Annotated in this window: 20 protein-coding genes and 3 pseudogenes; 7 read left to right on the forward strand and 16 right to left on the reverse strand. The window is 61.0% G+C overall.

Going from position 1 to position 26705, the window contains the following annotated elements; all coding sequences use genetic code 11:
• Positions 1 to 998 precede the first annotated feature (998 nt).
• The 5 genes and pseudogenes from BB934_RS35505 to tnpC all read left to right on the forward strand — a co-directional run bounded on the left by BB934_RS35505 (position 999) and on the right by tnpC (position 6185).
• Positions 999 to 2507, forward strand: a pseudogene (locus BB934_RS35505) (transposase).
• A 42-nt stretch (positions 2508 to 2549) separates the two neighbouring features.
• Complete coding sequence (locus BB934_RS49650) at positions 2550 to 3419, forward strand: reverse transcriptase/maturase family protein (RefSeq protein ID WP_237050590.1); 870 nt, start codon at positions 2550 to 2552, stop codon at positions 3417 to 3419.
• Entirely contained in the window at positions 3416 to 4207 is a 792-nt protein-coding gene (locus BB934_RS49655) for an HNH endonuclease (protein ID WP_237050591.1), read from the forward strand. Before BB934_RS49650 ends, BB934_RS49655 begins: the two co-directional genes overlap by 4 nt.
• A gap of 132 nt (positions 4208 to 4339) precedes the next feature.
• Positions 4340 to 4804: pseudogene (locus BB934_RS35515) on the forward strand (IS6 family transposase); the annotation flags it as partial.
• A gap of 97 nt (positions 4805 to 4901) precedes the next feature.
• Positions 4902 to 6185, forward strand: a complete 1284-nt coding sequence (gene tnpC / locus BB934_RS35520; protein WP_099514495.1) for an IS66 family transposase — start codon at positions 4902 to 4904, stop codon at positions 6183 to 6185.
• A gap of 60 nt (positions 6186 to 6245) precedes the next feature.
• Here the strand turns inward: tnpC and BB934_RS35525 are convergent.
• The 8 genes and pseudogenes from BB934_RS35525 to BB934_RS35560 form a co-directional block, all read right to left on the reverse strand.
• Positions 6246 to 6498 (reverse strand): annotated as a pseudogene (locus BB934_RS35525) (ATP-binding cassette domain-containing protein); the annotation flags it as partial.
• A gap of 214 nt (positions 6499 to 6712) precedes the next feature.
• The gene (locus BB934_RS35530; RefSeq protein ID WP_099514496.1) at positions 6713 to 7612 is read right to left on the reverse strand and encodes a nucleoside hydrolase; all 900 of its coding nucleotides are present in this window, start codon (positions 7610 to 7612) and stop codon (positions 6713 to 6715) included.
• A gap of 30 nt (positions 7613 to 7642) precedes the next feature.
• Positions 7643 to 8506, reverse strand: a complete 864-nt coding sequence (locus BB934_RS35535) for a carbohydrate ABC transporter permease (protein WP_099514497.1) — start codon at positions 8504 to 8506, stop codon at positions 7643 to 7645.
• Positions 8506 to 9423 carry a carbohydrate ABC transporter permease gene (locus BB934_RS35540; protein WP_099514498.1) on the reverse strand — a complete coding sequence of 306 codons (918 nt, stop codon included), beginning with the start codon at positions 9421 to 9423 and terminating at the stop codon, positions 8506 to 8508. Before BB934_RS35540 ends, BB934_RS35535 begins: the two co-directional genes overlap by 1 nt.
• A 31-nt stretch (positions 9424 to 9454) precedes the next feature.
• Positions 9455 to 10732, reverse strand: a complete 1278-nt coding sequence (locus BB934_RS35545) for an ABC transporter substrate-binding protein (RefSeq protein WP_099514499.1) — start codon at positions 10730 to 10732, stop codon at positions 9455 to 9457.
• Between the two features lie 101 nt (positions 10733 to 10833).
• A complete protein-coding gene (locus BB934_RS35550) occupies positions 10834 to 11676 on the reverse strand; it encodes a phosphogluconate dehydrogenase C-terminal domain-containing protein (RefSeq protein ID WP_099514500.1) in 843 nt (280 codons plus the stop codon).
• Positions 11677 to 11690: 14 nt separating this feature from the next.
• Positions 11691 to 13082: a four-carbon acid sugar kinase family protein gene (locus BB934_RS35555; protein WP_099514501.1), complete on the reverse strand. Its 1392-nt coding sequence runs from the start codon at positions 13080 to 13082 to the stop codon at positions 11691 to 11693.
• Positions 13079 to 14350, reverse strand: coding sequence for a ribulose-bisphosphate carboxylase large subunit family protein (locus tag BB934_RS35560; RefSeq protein ID WP_099514502.1), 1272 nt, complete (start codon positions 14348 to 14350; stop codon positions 13079 to 13081). The genes BB934_RS35555 and BB934_RS35560 overlap by 4 nt, the downstream gene beginning before the upstream one ends.
• Positions 14351 to 15115: 765 nt before the next feature.
• Here BB934_RS35560 and BB934_RS35565 point away from each other — a divergent pair.
• Positions 15116 to 15919, forward strand: a complete 804-nt coding sequence (locus tag BB934_RS35565) for a transcriptional regulator NanR (protein WP_099514503.1) — start codon at positions 15116 to 15118, stop codon at positions 15917 to 15919.
• Positions 15920 to 15985: 66 nt separating this feature from the next.
• Here BB934_RS35565 and apnL read toward each other — a convergent pair whose 3' ends face one another.
• The 8 genes from apnL to BB934_RS35605 form a co-directional block, all read right to left on the reverse strand.
• Positions 15986 to 17929, reverse strand: coding sequence for a D-apionate lactonase (gene apnL / locus BB934_RS35570; RefSeq protein ID WP_418294812.1), 1944 nt, complete (start codon positions 17927 to 17929; stop codon positions 15986 to 15988).
• The gene (locus tag BB934_RS35575; protein WP_099514857.1) at positions 17922 to 18950 is read right to left on the reverse strand and encodes a Gfo/Idh/MocA family protein; all 1029 of its coding nucleotides are present in this window, start codon (positions 18948 to 18950) and stop codon (positions 17922 to 17924) included. The genes apnL and BB934_RS35575 overlap by 8 nt, the downstream gene beginning before the upstream one ends.
• A complete protein-coding gene (locus tag BB934_RS35580) occupies positions 18950 to 20017 on the reverse strand; it encodes an ABC transporter permease (RefSeq protein WP_099514858.1) in 1068 nt (355 codons plus the stop codon). The genes BB934_RS35575 and BB934_RS35580 overlap by 1 nt, the downstream gene beginning before the upstream one ends.
• Positions 20018 to 20022: 5 nt before the next feature.
• Complete coding sequence (locus BB934_RS35585; protein ID WP_099514504.1) at positions 20023 to 21576, reverse strand: sugar ABC transporter ATP-binding protein; 1554 nt, start codon at positions 21574 to 21576, stop codon at positions 20023 to 20025.
• Positions 21573 to 22238: a DUF2291 family protein gene (locus BB934_RS35590; RefSeq protein ID WP_099514505.1), complete on the reverse strand. Its 666-nt coding sequence runs from the start codon at positions 22236 to 22238 to the stop codon at positions 21573 to 21575. Before BB934_RS35590 ends, BB934_RS35585 begins: the two co-directional genes overlap by 4 nt.
• A 72-nt stretch (positions 22239 to 22310) precedes the next feature.
• Positions 22311 to 23249 carry a D-ribose ABC transporter substrate-binding protein gene (locus BB934_RS35595; RefSeq protein ID WP_099514506.1) on the reverse strand — a complete coding sequence of 313 codons (939 nt, stop codon included), beginning with the start codon at positions 23247 to 23249 and terminating at the stop codon, positions 22311 to 22313.
• Positions 23250 to 23815: 566 nt separating this feature from the next.
• Positions 23816 to 24064 carry a group II intron maturase-specific domain-containing protein gene (locus tag BB934_RS35600; RefSeq protein WP_099514507.1) on the reverse strand — a complete coding sequence of 83 codons (249 nt, stop codon included), beginning with the start codon at positions 24062 to 24064 and terminating at the stop codon, positions 23816 to 23818.
• 603 nt (positions 24065 to 24667) lie between these two features.
• Entirely contained in the window at positions 24668 to 25561 is an 894-nt protein-coding gene (locus BB934_RS35605) for a LysR family transcriptional regulator (RefSeq protein WP_099514508.1), read from the reverse strand.
• 201 nt (positions 25562 to 25762) lie between these two features.
• Here BB934_RS35605 and BB934_RS35610 point away from each other — a divergent pair, with 201 nt between their 5' ends.
• Positions 25763 to 26671, forward strand: coding sequence for an MBL fold metallo-hydrolase (locus tag BB934_RS35610; RefSeq protein ID WP_418294815.1), 909 nt, complete (start codon positions 25763 to 25765; stop codon positions 26669 to 26671).
• Positions 26672 to 26705 lie beyond the last annotated feature (34 nt).

Here is a 26705-nt window from a genome sequence, read left to right on the forward strand (position 1 = left end):
AGCGGCAAAAACCGCAAGGACCCGAGTACCGATGCGGGGCACAGGGGCGGAGCAGCTCTGAGTCAGGAGGAAGGTTCTGTCATGGGACTGGACCGAAGGGGCTGCAGTGTTCCGCCGCGGCGCAGAGCCAACCGGTCACGGGAGGAGCTCTGTGGCCATGGCAAAGCCGTTTTCCATTCCGCTGCATGGAAACGGCCGAACATCGGGAGCCGTATGACGCGAGAGTGCGCGCCGTGAAAACGGCGAGTCGAATCCTCATCCAAGATGAGAGGAGCCGGGAGAAATGCTTCTGGGTCAACCACCTTACCGGATGGTGAAATCCTTAAGGGACAAGAGCATGGTGGTGAAGCGGGGGTTGGGCGAACATGCCAGACCCGACGCCCTGCAAGGCCCGCGCGATATGGTCAAGGCTGGATTGCTTGAACCCCAGTCTCCAGTGATCGAACGTCACATCCCACGCCGCGGCATGTCAGGGCGTGGTCGGCAGAGTAGGGTAGTATCACTTTCGCTGCCCGAAACTTCCTCTGCCGAGCGACGGCCAATGGGGCTGTTCAAGGGGACGAACGGGGGACCTACGTCGCGCTAACACGTTCGACTCGTACGAACACGGGATCGCCTGCCGGCCGCGAGGCCCATGGCGACGGAACGGTCGTAGTAGTTCGAGGACGGGAAAGCCGTCCACATGGCGAAGGACCGCAGGTGCCTTGATGGTCAAAGCTATGAGGTAGCCGAAATGGCAAGCGCCGAAACAGTCATGGCCGTCTACTCTGATCGTGGCAAGCGAGGCCTGCCACTCGAAGGTGTCTACCGGCAACTCTACAGCCGGGACCTCTACCTACCTAGGACGGCAAAGCTAACTGTCTGGTAGAGTGTGGTGGTGGGGGTCTTCTGTACCTGATGGGAGGTGCGGGATGACCAGACTCTCAGGGCGCCAGCCGCCGGAGCGCGAGCGGGTGCTGCGTCCCGCCTGTCGGCTTTGTCCGGCCTGCGGATCCCGGATGCGCGTCCGCTACGAGAACCACCGCACCCTTGTGACGCTAACCGGCTCGGTGCGCTTGCGGCTCAAGATCCGCTGGTGCGAGACCATGGGCTGCGCCCGCTTCCACAAGCCTTACCGGCCCGAGAGTGAGGGCGCCCTGGCCTTGCCCCAGCACGAGTTCGGACTGGACATCGTGGCGCTGGTCGGGGCCTTGCGGCACCGCGAGCATCGCAGCGTGCCCGAGATCCACGCGGTGCTCACCGCCCGCGGCGTCGCCATTGCCGAGCGCAGCGTCACCAACCTGCTCGACCGCTATGATGAGCTGCTCGCCACTCGGCTGATGGAGCGCCGCCCTCTGCAGAAGCTCCTGGCCCAGCAAGGGCGGGTGATTCTGGCGGTGGATGGCGTGCAGCCGGATGTCGGCCATGAGGTGCTGTGGGTGATCCGCGACTGTCTGTCCGGCATCATCGTGCTGGCCCGCAGCCTGCTCTCCGGCCGGGCCCAGGATCTGGCGGTTCTGCTGCGCGAGGCGGTGGACGCCGTGGGCGTGCCGGTCGTGGGCGTGATCAGCGACGGTCAGACCGCCATTCGCCAGGCGGTTGCTCAGGTGCTGCCGGGGGTGCCGCATCAGCGGTGCCAGTTCCATGTCCTGCGCGAGGCGGCGCATCCGATCGTCGAGGCCGACCGGCATGCCAAGAAGGAACTCAAGAAGCAGGTCCGCGGCATCCGCCGGATCGAACGCACCGTGGAGGAGCGGGATGATGCCGAAGCAGCGCTCGTGCAGGGGTATTGTGCGGCGGTGCGCAGCGCGATCACCGATGACGGCCGGGCGCCGCTGGCCGCCGCGGGCCTCAAACTGAAGCAACGGCTGGAGACGGTCGCCGGCAGCCTGGACCGGGGGCAGCAAAAGGGGGCCTCGGGCCGGCGCTCACGCGACTGCACCAGATGATTGGCCGGGCGCTGGAGCGCACGGCCGCCTTGTGGCCGGATGTGGAGTACGCCTACCGGTTCGTGCACGCCGTAGCACATTGGCTCGGCAACCCGCACGAGGAGAGTGCCGCCATGGTGCGGCGGCGGGTGAATGGGGTGCTGGGCGCGATGCAGCGGCATCGCGACAAGGCTGGGACGCTGGCCGGGGCCTTCGCTCATTTCCAGAAGGTCACGCGCAGCTATCGGCCTGGCCTGTTCCACACCTATGCGGTGCCGGACGTCGCGCGCCAACAACGATCTCGAACAGCTGTTCGGTTCTCAGCGCTATCATGAGCGGCGCGCGACGGGCCGCAAGACGGCGGCCCCCGGTGCGGTTCTGCGCGGCTCGGTCCGGCTGCTCGCTGCCACTGCGACCCGCGTGCAGGCGCCCACGGCGCGAGACCTGGGCGCAGCGAACCGGGAGCACTGGAGAAGCTTGCGTCAGCGCCTGGAGAGAGGCCGCCGCGCGCGAACTCTGCGCACCCGCTTTCGACACGATCCCGGCGCCTACCTGGCCGCTCTTGAACAGCAGGCCTGCCAGTTAACTTTGCCGTCCTAGTACCTACGCGCCTATGGGCGCATACACCGCAACGACGGGGCGATGACCCCTGGCGTCACGGCTGAGACCGTGGACGCCATGTCTCTGGAGAAAATCGACAGGATCATCGGCACTCTGCGCCGTGAAGCCTACCGATGGTCTCCGGTGAAGCGGATATGTATCCCGAAGAAAAGCGGGAAAAAGCGTCCGCTTGGTCTGCCCCCATGGTCCGATAAGCTCGTCCAAGAGGTTATCCGCCTCCTGCTCGACGCTTACTATAAACCACGGTTCAGCGACCACTCCCATGGATTCCGCCAAGGACGTGGCTGCCACACGGCGCTGCGGGAAATCACCCAAAAATGGCGAGGCGTGAAGTGGTTCATCGAGGGCGATATCAAAGGCTGCTTCGACAACATTTGCCATGAGGTTTTGTTGGAGACGTTGTCCGAAACCGTCCGAGATAACCGGCTGCTGCGCCTCGTATCTAACATGCTCAAGGCCGGATACATGGAGGACTGGCGATACAACGCTACGCTGAGTGGCAGCCCGCAAGGGTCAGTGCTCAGCCCGCTCCTCTCTAATATCTACCTCGACAAGTTAGATCGGTTCGTAGAGGAGAACCTGCTCCCGATCTACAATCGGGGAACCGACGCAGAAATGACCCGAGATACAAGGCCATCATCAACGCCGCTCGACGAGCAGGGGATCGAGGCAACCATGAGGAGGCGGCACGCCTGCGTAAGCAAGCGCAAGCCATGCCTTCGCGTGACCCTGAAGACCCCGACTTCCGACGGCTTTGGTATGTCCGGTATGCGGACGATTGGCTGCTCGGATTCAGCGGCCCCCGACACGAAGCCGAGGCGATCAAACGCCGCATCGGCCAGTTCCTTCGCGAGACATTGCGGTTGGAACTCTCCGAGGCAAAGACGTTGATCACCCACGCCCGCCACCATGCGGCGCGGTTCCTCGGATACGAAGTCGTGGCACTCCATGCCGATGAAAAGCACGACCAACGTGGTCAGCGCATCATCAATGGCTTGGTCCGTCTGAAAGTCCCGAACGATGTGATCGTGAAGCAATGCCGCCGCTACATGCAGGACGGAAAGGCCGTGCACCGACCCGAACGGCTGCACGATGCCGACTTCAGCATCGTCAGCCAATACGGAGCGGAGTATCGCGGCTTCGTTCAATACTACCTGCTGGCATTCAATGCCCACCGCCTCTGGAGGGTGCATCAGGTGATGCGCACCTCACTCCTCGCCAACAAGCACAAGACGAAGATCGCCCCGATCTATCGTCGACTGCGAATGGAGGTGGAGGATCGAGGACGCACCCAGACGGCCCTGGTCGTCACACGGGAGCGGGGTGAGGGCCAGAAGCCACTTGTGGCCATGTTCGGCGGCATCTCGTTGGCATGGAAAGAGGATGCGATCTTGAGCGACCGTCCGCCCAGAGTCTACAGCGGCGTCCGCAGCGAGGTCGTCCAACGTCTGCTTGCACAGAAATGCGAGCATTGCGGCTCCGAAGAGGGACCTTTCGAGGTCCACCACGTCCGCCGTCTCGTAGATCTGGATCGACCGGATCGCAATGACCAACCCTTGTGGGTCAAGCGAATGGCTTCACGCCGTCGCAAAACTCTGGTCGTCTGTACCCGGTGCCACCAGGACATCCACCGGGACCGTTCTGGATGGCGTGAGATAAGACACTGGAAAGCCGGATGAGACCGAAAGACTCATGTCCGGTTTGGGAAGAGGGCACCGGAAAAGTACCAAGAGGTAACTCGCCGATGCCCTACTCCACGTCACGTACTGTTCTGGGAGCACGCGGGGGTGAGATTCCCCCGCGCGACTCGCCAGGTGTTTGTCCGCATCCGAGGCAAACTGCACTACCTCTGGCGAGCCGTTGATCAGCATGGCAACGTGCTCGATGTGCTGGTGCAGAGCCGCCGCAACAAGACGGCCGCCAAGCGCTTCTTCCGCAAGCTGCTCAAGGGCTTGTGCTATGTGCCCAGGGTCATCGGGACCGACAAACTTGGATCCTATGGTGCCGCCAAGCGTGAGATCCTGCCAGGCGTTGAACATCGGCAGAGCTGGTATCTCAACAACCGCTGTGAAGTCTCGCACCAACCGACCCGACGGCGGGAGCGTCACATGAGGCGGTTCAAGTCCGTCCGGCACGCACAGCAATTCCTCGCCACTCACACTCCGATCCACAACCACTTCCAGCTCCGCCGCCATCGCCTTTCGGCCAGTGAGTACCGAGCCGCCCGAGACCACGCCTTTGCTACCTGGCGCGAGGTTGCTGGGCTGCCCTCGTAGGCTGATGTAGACCAGCATGATGGCTGCGCCAGCGACAGCTTTGTCTGTAATTACCCAGGCCCTTGCACAAGTCGGGCTTCGCTGATTCCATGCCTGTATGGGCCGCAGCGATCTTGAGCGTCTGAGCAAGGAAGAGCTGATCGAGCTGGTGCTGCGACTGCAGCGGCCGCAAAAGACCTCACGCACGTCCTCAAAGCCGCCCTCGACCGATCGCAAGGAGCAGCGCGAGCGCTCCAAACCGGGCGGAGCCAAGCCCGGTCATGAAGGCCACAGCCGGATCCTCAGCGCCACGCCTGATGAGGTGGTCGAGCACCGTCCTGACCGGTGCTCGTGCTGTTCGGCTGTCCTGATGGCGGATTGGCCGGCGGAGACGATCAGCCTCCACGAGCAGATTGAGCTGCCGGAGGTGGCGCCCCGCGTCACCCAGCATCGGCGCCTGGCGGTGCGCTGCCGGGCGTGTGGAACGCGGGTCGCCGCGGCCGTGCCGGACGCCGCAAAGGGGACACCGTTCGGGCCCCGCGTCCATGCCATGGCGACTTATCTCAAGACCTTCCAGGCTCTGTCCTACGAGCGGCTGCAAAGCGCATTCGCGGATCTGTTCGGGCTCACCGTCAGCCAGGGCGGCCTGATGACCATGCTGCGCCGGGCGCAGGGCGCCTTCGCGGGCGAGCGCGACAAGGCGGTTGCGGCGTTGCGCCGGGCCCGGGTCACCGCCTCGGATGAGACCGGCGTCCGGATCGAGGGCTCGAACGCCTCTCATTGGGTGTTTCGCTGCGCCGAGGCGGTGGTCCATCACGCCTCGCCGACCCGGGGCGCCATCGTGGTCCGGACGATGATGGACGGGCACCGACCCGAGGTCTGGTGCTCCGACCGCTACAGCGCGCAACAGGGCCATGCCGACGCCCACCAGACCTGCCTGGCCCATCTTTCCCGCGACGTCGCCTCTGCCGATGAGGCGAGCGCGGATGTCCTGCCCTCCCGCCTCCAGCTGTGGCTGCACCGGGCCTTTGCCCTGGCGGAGGAGGTCGCAACCCTTGCCGCCTCGACCCTCGCTCGCAAGCGCCGCGCCCTGGAGCGCAGTCTGGACGCGATCCTGGCCGCGCCGACCTCCTGCGATCTGGCCCGTGACATTCAGAACAAGGTCCGGCGCGCCCGCGATCAGCTTCTGACCTTCGCCCACTGGCCTGGACTGGTTGATGCGACCAACAACGCCTGCGAACGCGCGCTCAGACCGGCCGTGATCCAGCGCAAGGTGACCAACGGCTATCGCTCCATGTGGGCCGCCGAGGGCGAAGCGGACATACGCACGGTCGTTGACACGGCTCGTCTCGGTCCGGGAACCAACGCGTTCAAGATAATTCTTCAGACTGTGTCCGCCTGAACCTCAGTGCGAAATAGGGGCGTGGGTAATTACCTTTGTCTACTCGGCCGTCAAGTTGACAGTACCTCTGGAACACCATCGCGATGTCGCGCTCCTTGGGCGGAACGTCGTTCACGACCTTCGGGCCGATGCGAAGCTCGCCGCCGGACACGCTTTCCAGTCCCGCGATCATGCGCAGGAGGGTGGATTTGCCACAGCCGGACGGCCCGACCAGGATTACGAACTCGCCGTCCTGGATCTCGATGGAGACACCGTGAATGACCGGGACGGTTCCGAAGTTCTTTCGAATGTTGCGGATCTCAACTGAGGCCATGAGATTTCCTCCGAAGTCTTCTGTCCTGGGCGGCGTCGTGGCAGTCCGAACACCCTTCGACATGGCGTCCCCGTGAGCTTCGATGAGTTCCTCCACCATGGCGCGGATCTCCTCGATTGACAGGACGCTTGCAGCAGGGTGGCACGGTGCACGCCGTCGTAGCTGCCCTGGGAAGCAGTTCTCACAGGAAGCTCCGAGACGAAGTAGAGACGGCTCAGACGAAGTTGGCCAATTCCTGTTCGCCTCGGGTGAAGCGGTTCAGCTTGGCATAGAAATCCTCAAGGATGTATCTCACATCAATGCTGTGGTAGACCTTGATCGGCCGATTGGCGCCTGTATGAACATAATTCATCAAGCTGTTGAACTCGGGCGCAGGCAACCATTCCGAGATGCCACCGTTCGGATTGAGAATGACCGACAGGGCTGGCGTATCGCCAAGCGATCTGTGCTCAATCGGGCCAGCATGCATTCTCAGATTCCAGTCGATCAGCTGCTCGACAAGATACTTGCCAATCGCTCCCTTGTCATAGACACGCTCCATGAGCTCCGCGTAGCTGACGGCCATCATGCGGTAGACCGGCATGGGTATCTGCCACAGCTGGACTTTCGACTTCATGACCACGTTGGCGGCATGGATATCGTTCGACAGGTTATATTCGCGACCGCCAACAGGCCACTGCCCTCCTCCAATCCAAACAACGCAGATATTCCGCTCATTCAGACGAGGCTCCTTCAGCAGGGCCGCGGCCATATCGGTGAGTGGCCCAAGGAATGCCACATAGAGGGGTCGGGGATCATCCTTCATTCCCTCTTCGACAATCAGGCGCGCGCCTGCCGAGGCCATTGGAGTAGTTTCATCGGGCATTGAGCCCTCGGCTCCGGGCTCCACTCGAACGCGATCCTTAAGGCTCATCAGATCCAGGATTTTCACGACCTCATCGTGACTGTCCCTAAGACTGGATTTCGACTTAATCGATCCGAAGTGCGCCGGAATAATCCCATGCAAATCGAAGGTCGGCGTCAGAAGTGCATGAACGATCGTGTACTGGTCGTCAGCCTCGTTCTTCGCATCCGTGTTGAGGATGATACGAGCTCTCTTTTCGATGGGTAGCACTCTTTTCTCCTATGTCAGTGCGGTCTCAGATTATTTGATCGCTCCGGCCATGCCATGGACGAAGTATCGCTGGAAGAACAGGTAGAGCAGGATCAACGGCATAATGGTGATGATCTGTCCGGCCGCGAGGAGTTCATATGCTGTCGAGAACTCCGTGCTGAACTGCACGACTCCCAGTGGCAGAGTACGATTGGCCTGGGTCCGGATGAATATCTGCGCGAGGATGAACTCGTTCCAGGTCGATATGCCGTCCAGGATGAGAAGCGATACGATGGCGGGCTTCGAGACCGGTATGACAATCCGCCAATAGACATCCCACCAGGAGCAGCCATCGATGAATGCCGCTTCAATCATCTCATCTGGGATTGAGCGGAAATAGCCGCGCAGAATCAGAATTCCCAACGGCAGTCCAAAGCCGAGGTAAAGGAAAAACAAGCCCGGCAGTGAATCGATCAGTCCCAAGTGCTGATACAATGTGGTCAAGGGCACGAGCGTCATTTGCATTGGCACGACCAGTCCGAGGACGAAGATCGTGAAGATGGCCCGAGCGCCCCGCAAGCGCATCTTTGCGAGCGCGAATGCCGCAAGCGAGCATATGAAGACCCCTGTCGGCACCTTTATGAGGGTGAGGACAAGAGAGTTCATGAAGTATGTCCTGATCCCGACGTCCCATGCCTTGGCGAAATTCGAGAGCTCAATCGTTTGCGGCAGAGAAAAGGTTCCGTTCTGAGCGAAGTCATTGGCACTCTTCAGGGCGGTAAAGAAGAGGATAAACAGTGGCGATGACCAGATGAGTGCAGCAACCGCGATCGCGATATAGAACACGTATGATCCGACCGCCAACCGCGGCGCCCGTACGGTAACATCGGGTAAGGGAGCAACGGAGGCTGTCATCAGTTTCTCACCATGTGGCGGGTGTAAGGAATGGCGAAGAACAATGTCAGACCGAAGAGGATGACTGCTATCGCCGTGCCGAGGCCAACCTCGTTATGGTTGTATGTGAGAAAATACATCCATGTTCCGAGGACCTGGGTCCGATTGGCGGGACCGCCGTAGGTCATCACGTAGATGATGTCATAGACCTTGAGGGAATTGATCGCCGTGATCGCAACCACGACCATTGTCGTCTCCCGCAGCATCGGAAAGGTGACAAACCAGAAGCTCTGCAGGCGGGTCGCACCGTCGATGCGCGAAGCCTCCATGACCTCCTTGGGGATGGTCTGCAAGCCAGCGAGGAACAGCAGCATCGGGAGGCCCGCATTATGCCAGGTTGCGGCGACGAAGACCGAATAGAGTGCGATTGAAGGATCGGACAGCCAATTATTCTCCAATCCAGTTAGCCCAATGGCAGCGAGGGACTGATTGATGAGACCGAGTGTCGGATGGTACATCCAGCTCCAGATCAGGCCGACGATGCTCATCGACAGGATCGCCGGAAAGTAGAAGACGCTCCGGAAAAACGAACTTCCCCGAAACGCCGTGTTGAGAAGCAGGGCAAGGCCTAAGCCGATCCCTGTTGGGATGACGAGTGAGAGCAGACTCCAGAACACATTGTTCTTCAATGCGATCCAGAATACCCGGTTTGCCGTGAACAGCTCAACGTAGTTCTCAACACCCACCCAGACCTTGTTCGGAGAGACCCCGTCCCATTGAAACAGGCTCAACCAGGCCGAATAGGTCATTGGATAGATAAGAACGACTGCGAATATGACTGCTGCCGGAGCAAGGAACAGCCAAGCCACAAGAGACTGCGGGAGAGCACGTCTCATGGTCTGGCTGCCGGCTTTCATATCGACCGGGATGGATGTCATGGCGCTGCACCTCGCAGGAGAGCCAAGGATGTCAGTTGTTGCGCTTCTTGAAACGCGTGATGGCTTCCTGAACCTGCTCGGCCGCCTCTTCAGGTTTCATAGCCCCAAGGATGACCGAGTCTTGTGCCTCGAAGTACGATGCCACCACGTCTTGAGGAAGCCCCTGATCCGTCAGCTTGTAGAAGCCGACCTCACCTTGCGTCCACTCGGCCCACTTCCGCTGGATCGGGAGGTTTTCAGGGGGCAGAATGCCTTTTGTCGCGCTGGGATAGCCGACTGCTTCCGCCGTCACCGGAGCGATTTCCGGACGCGCCGCGAAGCTCACAAAGAGCAGTGCCGCCTGCCTCGTTTCCTCCGGCGTCTTGGCGTTGACCTGGAACTGGGACGGGGATCCTGGCGCACGCAATGGCTTGTGATCCGTCGGAAGTGGGAATGTACCATAATCAGCCGGCGACATGTTCTCCCGAATGATGCGGCTGGTTTCCAGCGACGGGGTATCGAAGACGATCGCCGCCTGATCGTTGTAGAGCAGAGGAAGATTGGTGCTCGGATCGATGTTGAGGAAGCCCTTTGGGAAATACCCCTTGTCGGACCATTCCTTCAATTTCGCGAATGACTTGACCACTGGATCGGATGTCCACGGCGTTTCTGTGTTAAGCAATGCGTCGTGACCAGCCGGACCTGCATAGTGCTCGAGGAAGAAGTCGAAGAACCGCATGGTCATCCAGCTGAACTTGCCTCCGATCGAGAAGGGCGTAACGCCATTCGCCTTAAGGGTTTCGGCGGCCTTCTCGAGCTCTTGGAATGTGGTCGGCTCCTTGATGTTGTACTTTGCGAAAAGTGCCTTCTTGTAGATGAAACCAAATGGGCCGATCTTGTTGGGAATACCGTAAAGATCAGCGCCATCCCGCGTAATGTCGAGCGATGCGGGCGTCACATTCTGGTCGATGCCGTACTCTTTTTGCATCTCCGGCGTGATTTTGAGCGCGTAGCCGGCACGGTTGTACGGCGAAGCAAGCGACCCGCCCCAGTTCCACCAGAGATCAGGAAGCTTGCCTGAGGATGCGCCCACGCGAAGCGCCTGCTTCATCTCGTCAGTGCTGAACTTCGTGAACTTGATTTTGATGTTCGGGTACTGGGCTTGAAAGCGGTCGATGACCAGTTGCCAGTTGTGCGACGCCAGGCCGAATAGTTCGAGGGTAACGGGACGGGTGGGTACGGGCTGAGCCAAAGCCGGCGCAGTGCCAAGCAAAAGAGCCGCGGCAACGATCGATCGGCGAGACAAGGCGTTCCAAGATAAGGCGTTCATGGCGTAACTTCCTCCTGTTTTGAATTCGGCTGTCTTTATGTTCTTGCTCTTGAAGCATCGCGCCGCGTGACGCGATCCTCGTCCGTGTCGGCAGGTAACGGTCAGGCCGCTTTGCAGATCTCTTTCACGGATTGCATAACGGCCTTCGGGTCGAAGACGCGCTCCAGCCAGCCTTCGCGGAAAATTTGAGGTTTGGCCTGCTCGATCGCATGCAAGGCACCGTCCGAGAAGCGGCCTTCCGGGAAGACTTCGAAGGCGATGGAAAGTCCGATGTTGATGTGCCCCAGCACGAACTCGACAGCGGCCTGACGCGGCACGCCGCGCCGAATCGCCTCTTCGGTGGCCTCACGAAGAGCGATGCACATAGTAATCGCGACTGTTTCTGAGAGGGCGGGCTCAAGGATCGCGATCTGCTCGACCGTACAGCGATGGGCCGCGATGACGGGCTTGTAGATCGTGCGGGCGATCTCCTCGCAGAGGGCGTAATGCTCCTCGGGACCTTGCATCAGGGCACATACGATATGCTGCTTGGCTTTTACGCCGCCGAAGAAGTCGTTCTTGGCCTCGGGGTCGGTTTCGTCGTTGAACACCGATGGGTGACAGGGATGAGTGACGAAGTATGTCACATCCGGTCTGTTAGGCATTTCGCCGGCGTGCGGCGCGGCGGCATCGAGCACGATGAATGCCGTGCCGGACCGGACCTTGTCGATAATACTGTGTGCGATCTTGCCGATCAGCCGGTCCGGAACGGCCATGACAACGACGTCCGCTCCGGCAAGAGCCTGATCCTGATCAACGCAGTCTACCCCGATGGCAGATGCCAAACGTTGGCGCCCGTCTTCGGAAATCTCGACGTGGTCAACGTCAAACCGTGATCCACGCAGGTTAGTGGCCAGGCGGACCCCCATCTTTCCACCGGCGCCGAGCAATGCGATCTTCGTCATCTTTCTCTCCTCGTTCAGTATTGGGGACAGGCTCCGCCCTGCCTCACAGCGCAGAAAAAGTCGGGCGCTCCGATCTGCCCACCCTTGAGCGCAATTTCGAGTTGAGCATGGGCTGGATCGTCCGTGTACGCCCGGCAGAGTGGCGAACCGGGAGCAATCGGTGCTGTGGCGGTGAGCGCGTAGATGCCGAGCTCGCGGGCGGCATGGCCGGATGTATCGCCTCCGGCGATGACTGCGCGCGTGAGCCGGGCACGCCGCATAACTCTGTCTAGGATCCGTCCAAGGCCAGATCCAATCCGATCATTGATCTCCCCGGCAGACTGCCCGCTCGCCTCGACGGCGGACGCCACGCAGGCGAGCGCGGGGTCGTCCGGGCCGGCGGCCGTGAAGACGAGCGGATCCCTCTCCGCAGCAATGGCTGCGAGTGCTTGATCCTCAGCCCGTCCGAGCTCCCGTTCCCATTCCCGTCTGTCCGCAGCCTGTGCAGCATCGAGCCGGATCCCGGCAAACCCGTTTTGCTCCGCGAACGCGATTTGTCCCGCGGTTACCGGCGAGCACGAACCGGAGACGCAGACAATCCGCTCGACCGAGGCGGACCGGAACTCACGGCGTGGCTTGTCGAGCAGGCCTGTGGCCTGCCAATGAGCAACCAGAGCATTCTCCAAGCCTTGTGAACCTACCGCGAAAATCCGGTCCCCGCGGTTTTCCCAAACCAGTCGACCGGCTGCAGCAAGCGTCTCGCCGTCGGCGACATCGATTGCCACGATCTCGGCCCCCCGGGCGCGTTCGTCCTTCAGCCTTGTGACGGCTTCGCCACGCTTCAGGGCAAGATAATCGACCAGACCGATGTCTTTATTGGTCTGCTGCTGGAGGTGCCGGCGGACATCCGCTTCGCTCATGGGAGTGACCGGGTGGCAGGACATGGTTGGATGCCGGTCGAGCCGGTAACCAACATCATCCGCGACAGCGAACAGGTTGCCGAAGACTTGGTAGCGCCCAATCGGCGGATCCGCAACGATGAGCGGATGCCAATCGCCGCCAAGCTTAGGAGCCGCGAGATCGATCGCCCGCCCGATCGAGCCGACGTGTGGTGCCGAGTCGAAGGTCGAGCAGACTTTGTAATGTGCAATGGGAGCATTAAGCGCTGCCATCGTCTCAAAGATTCGGGGTAGATTCGCCGTCATCCAGTTCGGCGACTGCGACCGGGCAATGCCTGCGATCCCAATGCCCCGGTATCCTGCAAACCTCGCGAACTGCTCCGCCGTCGGGGTATCAAGAAAGAGCACCGTGGGGAGGCCGGCGAAGGTCAGGGCCTCCATGACCGAGGTCGAGCCGGTGAAATCGTCGCCGTAGAAGCTGACGAGAAGACCGTCCGGCAGGACATTCGAGACAGCCATGTCGCTCATGCTGAGCGGGCCTCCAAGGCCTTGGCGAGGGCGGGATGCTCACGGGCGTAGTCGCCGAGCGGGATGCCGGCCAAGGTCGCCTCCCAGGCCTCGCGCAGGCCCGACACGCCAGCGGCGGGACCATCGGGGTGAGCCATGATGCCCCCTCCCGCCGTGACGATCAGGTCCGCCGATTCGAGCCCCGCATAGGTGCCCGGCGCCTGCTTGGCGGATTGGCCCGAGGAGAAGACCGGCATGGTGATGCAAGGCTTGTCCGCAAACATCGGGGTGAGGCAGGCCCGGGCCGAGGTGATGACACTCTCGTCCGACTCTGAGAATTTGCTCTGCAGACCATTCACATGCATGTGGTCGGCGCCCGCGAGCCGCCAGATCTTTTGCCAGGCGACGTAAGACCAACCCAACACGGGCGAGCGGGAGAGATAGCCCCAGCCGTTGCGATGGGCGTGGATCGGCAGTTGCGAGAACCGCCCCAGTTCGACCATGCCGACGAGGCCCACCGAGTTGAGGCTGGCCATGATGCAGGTGCCGCCAAGCTCGAGGACAAGATCGTGGCGACGCCGCATCTGATCGAGCTCACCGGTGAGATTGAAGGCATACATCACCTTCTTGCCCGTGCGGTCCTCGTGATCGTTGATGACGCGCATCACGGCGCGGACCCGCTCGTCGAAGGGACAATGTGGTCCGTCGGATTGAAGCTCATCGTCCTTGATGAAGTCGATGCCGGCTTCGCACAGGGTCTTGGTCAGCGCAGCGGTTTCCTCGGGTCCAAAACCAACGCTTGGCTTGATGATGGTCCCGATCAGGGGGAGAGCCTCGACGCCGGCGAGGCGGCGCGTCCCGGAAATGCCGAACTTCGGGCCTGGATAGCCCTGCGCGAAGGCGGTGGGCAGGCGCATGTCGAGAAGGCGCAGGCCTGAGAACTGGCGCAGCTCGAACAGGTTCCCTGCAACCGTGGCGACCAGATTGGGCAGCGACGGGCCGATGTTGTCGAGTGGCCAGGACAGCGTGACGCGCGCCTGCCGCCGGATCGGATCGGCCACGCCCTTGGGGTTTGCCGAGCCTGGAAGCGAAGGCTGTGGTATCTCTCCGTTCTGAATGTCCAGCGCTTCGATGCGGGCTGCCGATCGTGCCTTCAGCTCCGGAGTTTCACCGGGAACTGGGACGAACGTTCCGCTCGACTGCTCCCCTGCCATCGCCTCGGCCGCGGCACGGGGCTCGAAGGTCGTCTCGATAAGATAATCGGCCTCGATGCGGGTCGGATCGCTCACAGCGTGCCCTCTCACGTGCATCTCTGTACGGAATTCGGCAAGGCTGCCCTCGCCACAGCCCCACCCATTCGGATTTGATGGGGCATCAACATCCAGGCAGCTCTTAAAGCTGGGTGTCTGGATCAAGGAGCCAAGGCTTGGTGGGCTTGTGCATGGCGTTCCTCCTGTTTGACATCCGGCGCGGTCGCTCAAGCCTGAAGGGGACGAGTGCAAATAAGCGCTTTCTATATCGGCTTCTGCGCTCTTGATGGCGCATTCCTCCCTTCGCCTGGCGGTGTGCGGACAGAAGAGTTGCTTTAATCGTCGTATGGTAACAGTTAGCATACTCATTATACCAGCAGACCAGAACGTGCAAGGAGTTTCCGCACAAATGAGCGATGTTGCGATCAATTTCTTTTGCAGGTTGGGCGATCGCGGGACTGGCTAGGCAGCTAGCAGAACGGTGAGCAGACCATCGCGATGAGTTGGATCAGAGAAGTGTCTAATAGCAAAGGGACAGTTCATCAGGCGCCAAGCAGCGATTGCCAGGCTGCCGCACATTCCATCAGGCGCCGCTTTTGAGCGAGCTGCAGGTGGATTAGACAGACCACGCGTTACGCACATGCGTTGCCCAGCGCAAGAGCGCGATGATCGCACCTTGAGCTATAATCATTATACCAATATGATAGAAACTCTGAGAAAGGTTCGGTCCCTGGAGCTGTTTCGTCCCTTGAGCGGGTTCACCAATTCAGGCAACAGAGATCAGGCTAAAGAAGCAGGGATGTTGTGACGGCACCAACTGACGCAATTGTTCGCCGGAAGCTCTCGGATGAGGTGTTCGACCGGTTGAGGCTGATGGTAACCTCTGGAGAACTCAACCCAGGCGACATGATGCCGTCGGAGCGCGAGCTCATGGAGCGCTTCCGTGTGGGCCGTCCAGCCATTCGCGAAGCGATGCAGGCCCTCAATAACATGGGGCTGATCACCATCACTCACGGTGAGCGCGCGAGGGTTCGCCAGCTGACCGCGCGCTCGCTCTTCGAGCAGGTCGACGCGACAGCCCAAATCCTGCTCTCTACCTCCCCAACCTCTCTCTATCATTTGAAGAATGCGAGGCGATTCTTCGAGCGCGGCATGGTGCGGGAAGCTGCCCTCAAGGCCAGCAAAGACGATGTAGCCCATCTGAGGCAGACACTGGAGCGGCAACGGCATAGCCTGGGTAATGCTGCTCCGTTCATTAATGAGGATATGAGATTTCATGCGCAGATTGCCGCGATCTCAGGGAATCCCATCTTCGAGGCAGTCAGCGAGGCCATGCTCAGTTGGTTGAAGGAATACCACACCGAGTTGCTGATCTGGTCCGGCAAGGAAAAGTTCACGTTGTCCGAACATGAGGAGATTATCGATCGGATAGAAGCTGGAGATCCTGACGGAGCAGAGGCGGCAATGACCAAGCATCTCGATCGGTCCGCCTCTCTGTACGAGCATCATCCCAACTCTAGTGAGAAGGATAAGGCCGAGACAAAGCCAAACCGAAAGCCAAGCACCAGGAAGCCCGGTCGCGCCAAGGTCAGCCCCAAGGGCCGCTAGCGCATCGTGTGATCCGGAAATTGTACCCACTTTCTGGAACGATGCTCTAAGATTCGCTGCATATCTTCAGGCTGCCTCAAGGCGGGTGATGGCAAACGGCTCCATCTCAAAGGCGCCGTTACGTACGTTCATTGTAGTGCCCAGTGAGCCAAGAGACGCGGACTCGACCGAGTGCTGGTCAAGGGTGATCATCTTCCAGAGAGAATTTTCAGAGACTATTCGGACACTCTGCTTCCGATCTGTCACATTGGCCGCCCAAATCGTTGGACGCCCTTGTTCACCGATGACGCCGATTGCGAGGATGTCAGACGGGCGACTCGACCGGCATCCGACCAGTTCCTTGCCAGCGAGGGAGCACAAGCCGGAAGCGGCATGGAAGACAGGCCTGATCTGACCCGCGCCAGACCCATCCCGCAGGAGGCCGAACGGACCTGTCAGAGCCCCGATTGTGAGCACCTCGAGCTTTGCTTTGTCAGTGCGCGCCGCATATCCGATCGTCCACGCCGCTGCGAAGAGGCTGTCTTGTCGGGGATCCCATGAGGCCATGGCAATCCGTTCATTGTTCGGATTATCCATCGTGCGGGAGCCGTACGGATTCTGGCGCATCCCAATCGTCGATGGTCCAATCCAGTATGGCTTATCCCCGATGAAGGCACGCGCCGAGCGCGTGATGAACGGGAGCGCTTCGAGCGACTGCATTACGCTCAGGTCATCGGCTGCATGCACGATCGGGCAGGTACAATGGGTCACGAAGCCAAGTTTCTCGACCGGCACACGCTTGCGATTGAGTTCCGTGAAATAGCTGAACATGCCGCCGCCGAGCCGGATATTCGGAAAGGCTTTCTGCGCAGACGCATAGACATCCCCAAGCGGCGGACACTCGGGCCATGCGCTGCCAGGCGGCGTCGATTGTCGGTCTACAGAGGGAGACACAGCTATGGCCGAAAGCGACAGTCCCGCGGTCCGCACCAGCTCGGCAACCTGCTCAAGTTCAACCTCATGTGGCTCGCGGCACGCGAAAACACACTCAAGCACCATTTCAGCCGGATAAGCGGCTGCAATCCTTGCGAACCCCTTTATCGCCTCAAGCCCATGCCCTGCCGTCGGATCGAAATGACAAAGAAGGACCTGAGGACCTGCCTCCCGCAGGCGCTCAATATTTGCAAGGGTGGCTTCGATCTCCTCCGGAGCGATCACAAGCCCGATCTTGGGCGATGCCCCGGTGGCCGGCTCAAGGGAGATTTCAACGGCCTCCTGCCTGTGAGCGGTGCTTGTGTCGGATAGCGGTTGCCGTTGATCATCGATGGTAAGCGCAACCGTCTGTCGATCAGCAATGCCTCGCGGCATGGTATAAGGCCAAGGCAACGCCAAAGGCCGGACGTACGTCTTGTAGGAGGCATCAGACCAATTTCGTTGATCCTCCATCTCCCACACCCCACCCTCCATCCGGCAGTTCGCGGTCAGTCCGGGGCCAACCCGATGGGAAATCGCGCGCATGTCCTTGAACGGCTGCCACGGCTCGATCAGGTCTGGGAGACCTGATTGCTCCATCTCACCGTCCGTATGTTCGACCGTGACGGGCGTTCCTGCCAGGTCCACGATGGGGTGGAGAATGCAAAAGCCACACCGGTTCGTAAGAAAATCCGTCTCAGGCTCGGCCACGACATCGAACGTGACCCCTGCCTCTGTGCCATGGATTGCGGCACGGTAGGTTAGGTTCTGATCCCCCGAGCCCCGGCAGGCCGCATGGTAGGTGACGGTAAACTCGTCGGCGCTTTCGCAAACAACCAACTCGTCGATGACGGGGGAGTACGTCCCCCAGTCTTTGTCACGGACAACATAGGAGATGGCGCGAAGCACCTCCAGACCATCGTAAGAGATGGTCCTCAGATTGCCCTCGACCAACTCGGCCGTCAGCCGTCCTGCCGTCAGGCGACGCACCGCGACCGGGCTCTGCTCGGTGCCGAAAAACGTCTGAAGCAAGGTCTTGTCCATGACGAGCCTAGCCATTGGTCAGGTCAATCGTTCGGCCGGTTGCGGCGCTCCGATAGGCCGCCTCCACCAGCGCTAACGTCTTGAGATTGTCGTGTCCGGACGTTGCCGGTTCTTGCCGTTGCCGCAGGCACTCAACCCAGTGGCTCTGGATCGCGAGCACACTCTCCTGGATGGTATGCCACGGCTTGCTTGCCCATGGCAGAAGAGTTGGAGCGACATCTCTGGTTTCTACCCCCTGCGGGCTGGTCACGACCATCTGATAGCCTTGGCCGATCCTGATGGAGCCGTCACTCCCGTCGACCTCGACGAGCGTTTCGGGAAAGGGTTCCGTTGCCAAGCGGGTGGCATAGCTGCAGTCGACCACCGAGGTGGCGCCATTCGTATGATCGAGCAGCATGGTGGCAACATCTTCGCCACGGATCGCCGGATTGACCCGCTGCGTTCTCGCTGCAATGCGTGAGGCATCGCCGAGCAGAAAGCGTGCGATGTCGAGAATGTGGATTCCCAAGTCCTCGATGATGAACCGTTCACCCTCCGCGAGGTAAGGTTGACCGGAGAAGACGTCGTAGGCCGACCGGAACGAGACCCGCGCAAAGAAAGGTCTCCCGATCCGTCCTGATCTGATCACGTCCGCGACCGCTTGGATGGGGGTCTGCCACCGGAAGTTTTCGTGGACCATCAGCGGGATCCCCGCCGCCTCGCAGGCACGAACCATGGCGCGCGCATCGTCCATGGAAGGGGCGAACGGCTTCTGGCAAATGGCAGGAACCCGGTGCTGCGCCGCCATCTCAACCAGCACCCGGTGGGTCCCCACTGTCGTGGCGATATCGACGAAGTCAAGCTTCTCGCGCGCAAAGAGATCGGCCGCATCCGTGTACCGGGACTGAATTCCAAATCTGTCGCCATAGTCGGCCAAGCGGGCCGAGTCACGGTCGCAGATGGCTATGATCGTCGCCCCGGGGGCATCTTGCCAGGCATGAAGATGGTTGGCGGCAAAAAAGCCACAGCCGATGAGAGCGCCACGCAATTCCATGATCACACCGTCCGGGCCAGTTGAAGGGAGGCAACGCGCTGCTGGAGTCGATGCTGGGCCTGGTCGACGACCACGGCCGCCACGATCACCAGGCCTTTGATCACAGTCTGCCAGAAGGAGCTTACGCCCATCATGACGAGGCCGTCCGACAGAACACCGATCACGAACGCTCCTATGATCGTGCCCCCGACGCTGCCACGGCCGCCCGACATGGATGTGCCGCCAAGGACGGCGGCCGCGATCGCATTGAGCTCAAACGTCTCGCCGGTCGCCGGGTGGGACGCCATGAGTTCCGACGAGATGATGAGTCCGACGGTCGCTGCGCAAAAGCCAGAGAACATATAGACGAGCATTTTGACACGCCGTACCCGGATACCCGACAAGGCTGCCGCCCGCTCGTTCCCGCCCACGGCGAAGATGTGCCGACCCAGTGGCATCTTCCGGGCGACGTAGCTCGCCATTGCGCCAATCGCGACCAGGATCCAGATGGAAAGCGGCAAGCCCAGCAGCGTGCCGGATCCGAGGATACCAAAGCCTGTGGTGCCCAGTTCCGGTTTGCCAACGAGGTTTGGAAACGTCCGCCCGTCAGAGGACAAAAGAGCAATGCCACGAGCCATGTAGAGGGTACCTAGGGTTGCTATGAATGGCGCTACGTTCAACCGTGTGATCAGCAAGCCATTGATGGCGCCGATCAGGACGCCCACGGCCAAAGTAATAAGAATGACCTCGACAACATTGAAGTAGATGGTCCAGCCGATCTGCAGATCTATGCCGTACAGGAGCAAGCCGCCGGCGACCATGCCGCACAGGCCCACAATTGAACCGATGGACAGGTCGATGCCCCCCGTCACGATGACGAAGGTCATGCCAATCGCCAGGATCGCATTTAGTGCGACATGCTTTGACATCAGCACCAGGTTGGCTGTGCTCAAAAAGTTTGGCGCGGCAACCGAGAAAAAGATCAGCACCGCGAACAGTGCGATGAAGGTACGAAGCTTCATTAAGCCCAAGGCAACGGCACTGCCGTTCCAGGCGGTTCGCGAGTTGCCGATGGTCTGTGTGGCGGCCATGCGGATCACCCTTGGGTTGGCTGCAATAAAGGTTGGGGCCTGTGGCCGACGGCGGACGCCTCGACAATCTGATCCTGAGTTGCGGTCGCCCGATCAAAGACATCGATGAGACGGCCATTGCTCAAGACGGCGATCCGGTCGGAAAGTGCCATGACCTCCTCGAGGTCGGAGGTCACGAAAAGAATGCCGAGCCCCTCCGCCGCGAGCTGCCGCATCGTTTTGAAGACATCGGCCTTGGCCCCTACATCGATCCCTCGGCTGGGCTCGTCCATGAGCAGGACTTTGGGGCCGGTCATCAGGGCTTTGCCGATGACGACCTTTTGCTGGTTCCCGCCGCTGAGGGCGGAGACTTCAATGGCAGGATCGGATACCTTGATCGTCAAATCGCCGATGGCCTTGCGGACCGCTCCCGTCTCGGCCTTGCTTTGGATCTGAAAGCCGCGCAGGAACTTGTGAAGGCTCGCCATGGTAAGATTGTTGGCGACTGACTGAATGGGCACGAGACCTTCCCGCTGCCGGTCCTCTGGAATCAAGGAAATGCCATGCCGGATCCGGCTGGTCACATCTTTGGTTTCGAGCTTGGTCCCTTCGACAAAAATGCTTCCGGATGCCCGCTCATGATCGCCGATGATGCATTCGAGGAACTCGCTTCGCCCGGCCCCCAGCAAACCATAGATCCCAACAATCTCCCCTGCCCTCACCGAGAGTGACACGTGATCGACGAGGTACCCTCCTGTGTCTCGTGGAAGGCACACCTCTTCTGCCCGAAACACTTCAGGGCCGATGACGTGATGATCGGGCTTGGCAAAGGGCTTAGTGTCGGACCCGATCATCTGTCGTACGATCCACGGAACGCCAACGTCGCGAATCCGGCTGCGGGCTGTGACTTGGCCGTCGCGCAGGACGGTGACGAAGTCGCCGATGCGGATCAACTCCTCCAGCCGATGTGAAATATAGACGATCGCAACACCGCGCGCCTTCAAGTCGGCAATGACCCGAAACAGGACCTCCACCTCGGCCGCACTCAGGGCCGAGGTCGGCTCGTCCATGATGAGGATGCGGGCATCCTGCATCACGGCCTTGGCGATCTCGACAAGCTGCTGTTGACCGACGCGCAGCGTCTCGACCAGCGTCCCCGGGTCAATGCGGGCCTGCAGCCGTGCGAGGACCTCTGCCGCCCGCCTCTCCTGCTCCCGATGGTCAATCCCAAGCACGCCATGGGTGATCTCGCGAGCAGCGAATATATTCTCCGCCACGGACAGGTTGCCGAACAGATTAAGCTCCTGGAAGACGATCCCGATGCCCTGCCGCAGTGCGTCGGCGGAGTTTTTGAGCTCCACCGGGATGCCATCGACGAGAATTCGCCCGGTGGTCGGTTGCTCGACCCCGGCGATGATCTTCATCATGGTCGATTTACCAGCTCCGTTTTCCCCCACCAGGACGTTCACGGCACCGCGCCTGACCTCGAAGTCCGCGTGCCGTAGTGCGACAGTGCCGGAGTAGATCTTCGAGATCCCCTCGGCTTTAAGCACCACGTCCTGGTCAACCGGCGAGGTCACGACTTCGGTCCCAGTGTGAGTTCGGCCGGCGTGATGAGCGGTGGCTGGTCAAGCTTTTCCAGCGGAAAGACGCCGAGCACAGACACCTTGCGGCCAACCAACTGATCCCGTGGCAGGCCAGAGAGGAGAACGCGGTCCACCCGCGTATTGAGCGCCTTCCCGAACTGTGCATACTCAATCTGGTTCGTGAACGATGTGAAGGACACGAAGTCGAGGGCATCACGCAGTGCAGTACCCCGGATGGCCGGGCCGATCTGGATGGTGGCATCGGCCTTGCCGTCGCCGTCGACGTCCACGCCTGCCGTGGCCGCACGAGACGTGGTATCCGCGGTGACGACCTGCCCGTTGAATCTTGTAACGACAGTCCAGGGCGATCCGTCCTGCTTCTCACGGTACCCGTACTTGCGCCCGGCCTCGTCCAAGTTCTGGCGTGCCGCGGCCAGGATCTCAGGCAGCGCCCCGGCTTTCCGCCTCAAGTAGGGCATCGCCTTGGAATCCCACATCTCGTCCGCCATCCTGTCAGACGAGAACTCGGCATTTTGAGTGGGACTGCCGTCCGGCGATTTCGGCTGGTCTTTCGCGGCAGTCGCGACGATCTTGCATGCGCCGAGGGTCATGCAAGCTGCCAGAAGTGTCCCGATCTGAAGACTCCGGGTGAGCATCAGTCCTGCGTCCTATCGAGGGACCTGAGGGGTTGGCCACCCCTTGGAAAGATCAGAGATGGCCGAACGCGATCAGTTTGTCAGAGCGAAGGTCTCGAGCTTGCCTGCGTTTTCCGGCGTAATCAGGACGCAATCCATGAGCTGCTTCTCCTGTGCGGGTGCAGTCTTGGTCTTGATGTACTTATCGGCCTGCTCGACAGCGATCTCGGCCTGACGATAGGCCGGCTGAAGCACGGTCGCCTTGATCCCTCCGCTCTTGATCGAGTCGCGCACATCGTTGCTGCCATCAAACCCGACGACGATGACGTCCTTTCGGCCCGCCGCCGCCAAGGCAGCCCACGCACCCATAGCCATGGTATCGTTTCCTGAGATAACGCCCTTGATGTCGGGGTTGGCCTGCAGGATCGATTCCATCTTGCCGTAGGCTTCAGGCTGGCTCCAGTTTGCTGACTGGCGGGCAACCATTTTCATCTCGGGATAGTCATCGATGATGTCGTGATAGCCTTTCGAGCGGATGCCAGCATTGGTATCGGACTCCTTGCCGACCAATTCGACGAAATTGCCCTTCTCTCCCATGAGGCGGACGAATTCCTGGGCTCCCAGCTGAGCGCCCTGATAATTGTTGGAAACGATCTGCGCGACGGCGACGCCGGTGGCGTTAATCTCACGGTCGATGAGGAATGACGGGACGTTAGCGGTTTTGGCTTTTTGCACGGCTGCGACAGTGGCGTCCGCACCTGCATTATCGAGAATGATGGCCTTCGCCCCTCGAGCGATTGCGGTGTCGATAAGCTGCGACTGCTTGTTCGCGTCGTCATTATGGACGAGCACGACCGTCTCATAACCAAGGGCTTCCGCCTTCGCCTTCGCACCGTCGGCTTCCGCCTTGAAGAACGGGTTATCGTGGGAAGGGGTAATAATCGCAATCAGGTCGGCGGCACTCGCGCCACTCACCCCGAGACTTAAACTCGCGGCGACAGCTGCGCCCAGCATCAATCTCGTAGCTCGCATTTGTTTCCTCCTTCTGGTTTCAGGTCGCCCTCTTTTGAGCGGGGCGTTGGTACAATCCTGCGATTGGTAACTCCGCCATGCTTGGGAGCGGCTGGCTCTTGGCAGGCTCTGCCGAATACAGTCCAGGGATGAACAATGCCTCGTTCCCTCCGAAACGGCCAATATGCTTCGCCTTGAGCGCTCTTGCGGCGCTTACATCGGCGATTTTCTCGAATTCCAGAGCTCTTCCCGGACTGAGAGTAAGCTTACTGGTATGATGAGTCAATCAGCACATGAGGGATAGATTAATTTCCGATTCTCCCGATTCCAGAGTCCAGCCCGCGTGGGGTTCGGATCCTTTGCGCTGGTGTCCGAAGGCGCGTACGTCCGAAGTGGGTCGGGAACTGAGATTCCCGGACTCTTTGGAACGTCTGGTTTCCTGAGGATTGCTGCCCATGGGCTTACGTCTCAGATGGTAGAGTCGAGGATGGGCGCGGTAGCTTGGGCCATGCGGCAACGCCCCGTTTCCCATCCCCGCTCATCGAACCGGACGTGCGGCGCTACCGCATCCGGCTCTCCGACCGGCTTCATCGCAAGGCCCACGGCGAGGCAGGTCGGGGCAAGCGTTCCAGAGCCAGCACACCGCGTTCACCATGGATCACGTCAAAGGTGAACTGTCGGTTGCCGCGCCCATGCACCTTATGCCGTCGGGCGAGGAAAGCGCGCACGCGCTCCGTGACGTATTGGTCCATCCTACGGAAGGCTGGCCGAGATGTCCCATAGGCGAAGTCGTTCGACCAGCCGCGCAGAGACCTGTTCAGCCTGTCGCGCGCCAATCATCCTCCCCTCACCATCGTCGAAAGCGCACCAGAAGTCAGGGTCCTTTGCTCCGCCAGCGTTACCCGGCCTCAGCGCTCGTATGACCCTGTCCGACTCCCGCCCTGGCCGGCGTCTGACACCACCGTTGAGGCCGCTACCCTCGCGCAGGACGGGTCTCCCCCGATGACCCGCATCACCCTTCCGACGTGCCGTGCCCACGACCCCGGCGGATCGAGCGGGTGCATGTGTCGATTGCTTCCCCGCTCGCACGGCCTTCCCCAAATGGCAGGAGGGTCGGCATCCGCATTGTCACTTTCGAGGCCTGCTCAGGCCTCACTCACGTTACGGCCCATCGGATTGCTCAGCCGCCTTACAGCGACCTTTGTCACGAGGCTCCGGCCCGTCCGGTCGCCCGGCCGAACCGCTCGTCAGCGACCAGATCAATCGACAACTCTCTGGGTGGAATCTTCCTCCACTGGTGATCCGCGCCTTCGGGGCGCACTGCCAAAGGCGGACCTTCCCAAACTCCTTTGACTTCAGGAACGCTCCGATTGGAAGGTCCACCATTGCAAGGTGAGAGGAAGGCTGACTGGACCGGGGGTGAATTGCAGGGCCCAACGTCATGACAGTCGAACTCGAAGCCGCGGTGCCGCCCAGTCGATGAAGGCCCGAGCCTTGGGTGCGAGCCGACCTCCTTCGGGATAGACAAGGGTCACCGGCATGGGCTCGGGCGCGAACTCTTCGAGGATCGGGAGCAGGGCGCCCGAGCGCAACTCCTGCTCGATTTGATATGACAGGAGACGCACAATCCCCAGACCCGCGACCGCAGCAGCCACAGCAGCTTCCGTCGAGTTCACGGCCAGGCGCGTCCGCGGCTCGGCCGTCCAGGCGGGGCTGTCGCCGCGGTAGCGCCACTCGGGCGCGCGCTCAAAGCCCTGGAACGTGATGCCGTCATACCCCGCAAGGTCACCTGGCGTACTGGGAACTCCGCGTTGGGCGAGGTAGGCAGGGCTGGCGCAGGCAATACGGCGGATCGCGCCAACTTTCGTCGCCCGTAAGCCGCCATCGACCAAATGGCCAATGCGAACGGCAACATCGATGTGGTCCTCGACTAGATTCACCTGGCGGTCGATGAGGAAAAGCCGCAGGTCGATGTCGGGGTGCTCCTTCAGGAAGTCGAGGGCGATCGGCAGGACGTGCGTTCGACCGAACATCGTAGGCGCCGTCACGTGAAGCTCGCCCCTGAGCGCAGTGTACTCGCCCGCCGCCTCGCGCTCTGCTTCCCCGACTTGCTCCAGGATGCGTTTGGCCGCCTCGACATAGGCGCGGCCCGCGTCAGTCAGCTCGACCCGTCGGCTTGTGCGCACCAGAAGCTGGGCGCTCAGGTGCCGCTCCAGGTCCGCAACCTTGCGGCTTACCGTGGCGAGCGGCGCGCGCAGGCGCCGCGAGGCGGCTGACAGACTGCCCTCTTCCACGACAGCGAGCAGAACGGTCATGGCGTCGAAGCGGTCCATCGCGCCTTCCAAAAAATGAGAGGGATCGTCTCGAATTTGCAGGATACCGCTCGAAAAAAAGAGGGTCTAGTGTCAGCTCAGCCTCGGGCATCGACACCAATCAGGTTCAATAGCCCGGCTCACCCAGATCTGGAGCCTGGTCTCATGCCTCTCTCGCTCTCCCGTCGTGCTTTCGCCTTCGGCCTTCCGACTGCCGGTTTCATGGCCGGTGCCCAGACCTTCCCTGTGCGAGCCGCAAGCAGTCAGCCCGCCTCCGCTGTCACGCCGCTTGCGCAAATCAAGGTTGGCCGCTTCACCGTGACGGCCCTGTCGGACGGCTACGCGGATATGCCCTATGGTTACTTCCCGGGCCGCACGCCCGAGCAGGTCGAAACCGCTGCCAAGGCCCAGTTCACGGCACGGTCGAGCGGTGTGCGCTTTCTGTTCAATCAATATCTCGTCGAGGACGGATTGAGCCGCATCCTGATCGATGCCGGACCCGCCGGCACGCTGGGCCAGACCGGGTACCTCTCCCAAGCGCTTGCCGCCCTCGGGTTGAGCCCGGACCAAATCGATGCCGTGATCGTAACCCATATGCACCAGGATCACCTGGGCGGCCTTGTCGCGGGAGGGCGCCGTGTCTTCCCGAAGGCGGAGGTGTATGTCGACCGGCGCGATATCGCGCATTGGACCGATCCGGGCAAGCAGGCCGCCGCGCCCGACTATCTCCAAGCCAGCTTCCGCCTCTCGTCCGACCTCGTGCGCCTGTATCCGAAGCTCCAGGCCACCCAAGGCGACCACCAGATCGCACGCGGCGTGTCACTTGTTGACCTCGCGGGGCATACCCCAGGCCACATCGGAGTGCGGATCGAAGATGGAGGACAAAGCCTGATCATGGTCTCCGACATGCTCTTCCCTGTGGTGCACCCGGCCATGGGCACCGACGTGAATTTCCTGTTGGAGCAGGATCGGCCGGCGGCACAAGCCATGCGGGCCCGCTTCTTCCCCCGGGCGGCCGAGGAGGGTGCGCTCATTGCAGCAACGCACATGCCTTTCCCTGGTCTTGGCCGGATCGTGTCCGACCAAGGCCGTTTGGCTTGGCATGCCGCGGACTGGGCCTACCAGGACTGATGCCGCGATCCTCCTGTTTTCCACGAGGTTGACC

The organism is Microvirga ossetica, assembly GCF_002741015.1.
In the GTDB taxonomy this organism is placed as follows: Bacteria; Pseudomonadota; Alphaproteobacteria; order Rhizobiales; family Beijerinckiaceae; genus Microvirga; species Microvirga ossetica.

Excerpts from the sequence above, each read along its gene's own strand:
- BB934_RS49650 (WP_237050590.1), top strand. The coding sequence starts at position 2,550 with ATGACCCCTGGCGTCACGGCTGAGACCGTGGACGCCATGTCTCTGGAG.
- tnpC (WP_099514495.1), top strand. The coding sequence starts at position 4,902 with ATGGGCCGCAGCGATCTTGAGCGTCTGAGCAAGGAAGAGCTGATCGAG.
- BB934_RS35535 (WP_099514497.1), bottom strand. The coding sequence starts at position 8,506 with ATGACAGCCTCCGTTGCTCCCTTACCCGATGTTACCGTACGGGCGCCG.
- BB934_RS35540 (WP_099514498.1), bottom strand. The coding sequence starts at position 9,423 with ATGACATCCATCCCGGTCGATATGAAAGCCGGCAGCCAGACCATGAGA.
- BB934_RS35545 (WP_099514499.1), bottom strand. The coding sequence starts at position 10,732 with ATGAACGCCTTATCTTGGAACGCCTTGTCTCGCCGATCGATCGTTGCC.
- BB934_RS35550 (WP_099514500.1), bottom strand. The coding sequence starts at position 11,676 with ATGACGAAGATCGCATTGCTCGGCGCCGGTGGAAAGATGGGGGTCCGC.
- BB934_RS35555 (WP_099514501.1), bottom strand. The coding sequence starts at position 13,082 with ATGAGCGACATGGCTGTCTCGAATGTCCTGCCGGACGGTCTTCTCGTC.
- apnL (WP_418294812.1), bottom strand. The coding sequence starts at position 17,929 with ATGGCTAGGCTCGTCATGGACAAGACCTTGCTTCAGACGTTTTTCGGC.
- BB934_RS35580 (WP_099514858.1), bottom strand. The coding sequence starts at position 20,017 with ATGGCCGCCACACAGACCATCGGCAACTCGCGAACCGCCTGGAACGGC.
- BB934_RS35590 (WP_099514505.1), bottom strand. The coding sequence starts at position 22,238 with ATGCTCACCCGGAGTCTTCAGATCGGGACACTTCTGGCAGCTTGCATG.
- BB934_RS35595 (WP_099514506.1), bottom strand. The coding sequence starts at position 23,249 with ATGCGAGCTACGAGATTGATGCTGGGCGCAGCTGTCGCCGCGAGTTTA.
- BB934_RS35605 (WP_099514508.1), bottom strand. The coding sequence starts at position 25,561 with ATGGACCGCTTCGACGCCATGACCGTTCTGCTCGCTGTCGTGGAAGAG.
- BB934_RS35610 (WP_418294815.1), top strand. The coding sequence starts at position 25,763 with ATGGCCGGTGCCCAGACCTTCCCTGTGCGAGCCGCAAGCAGTCAGCCC.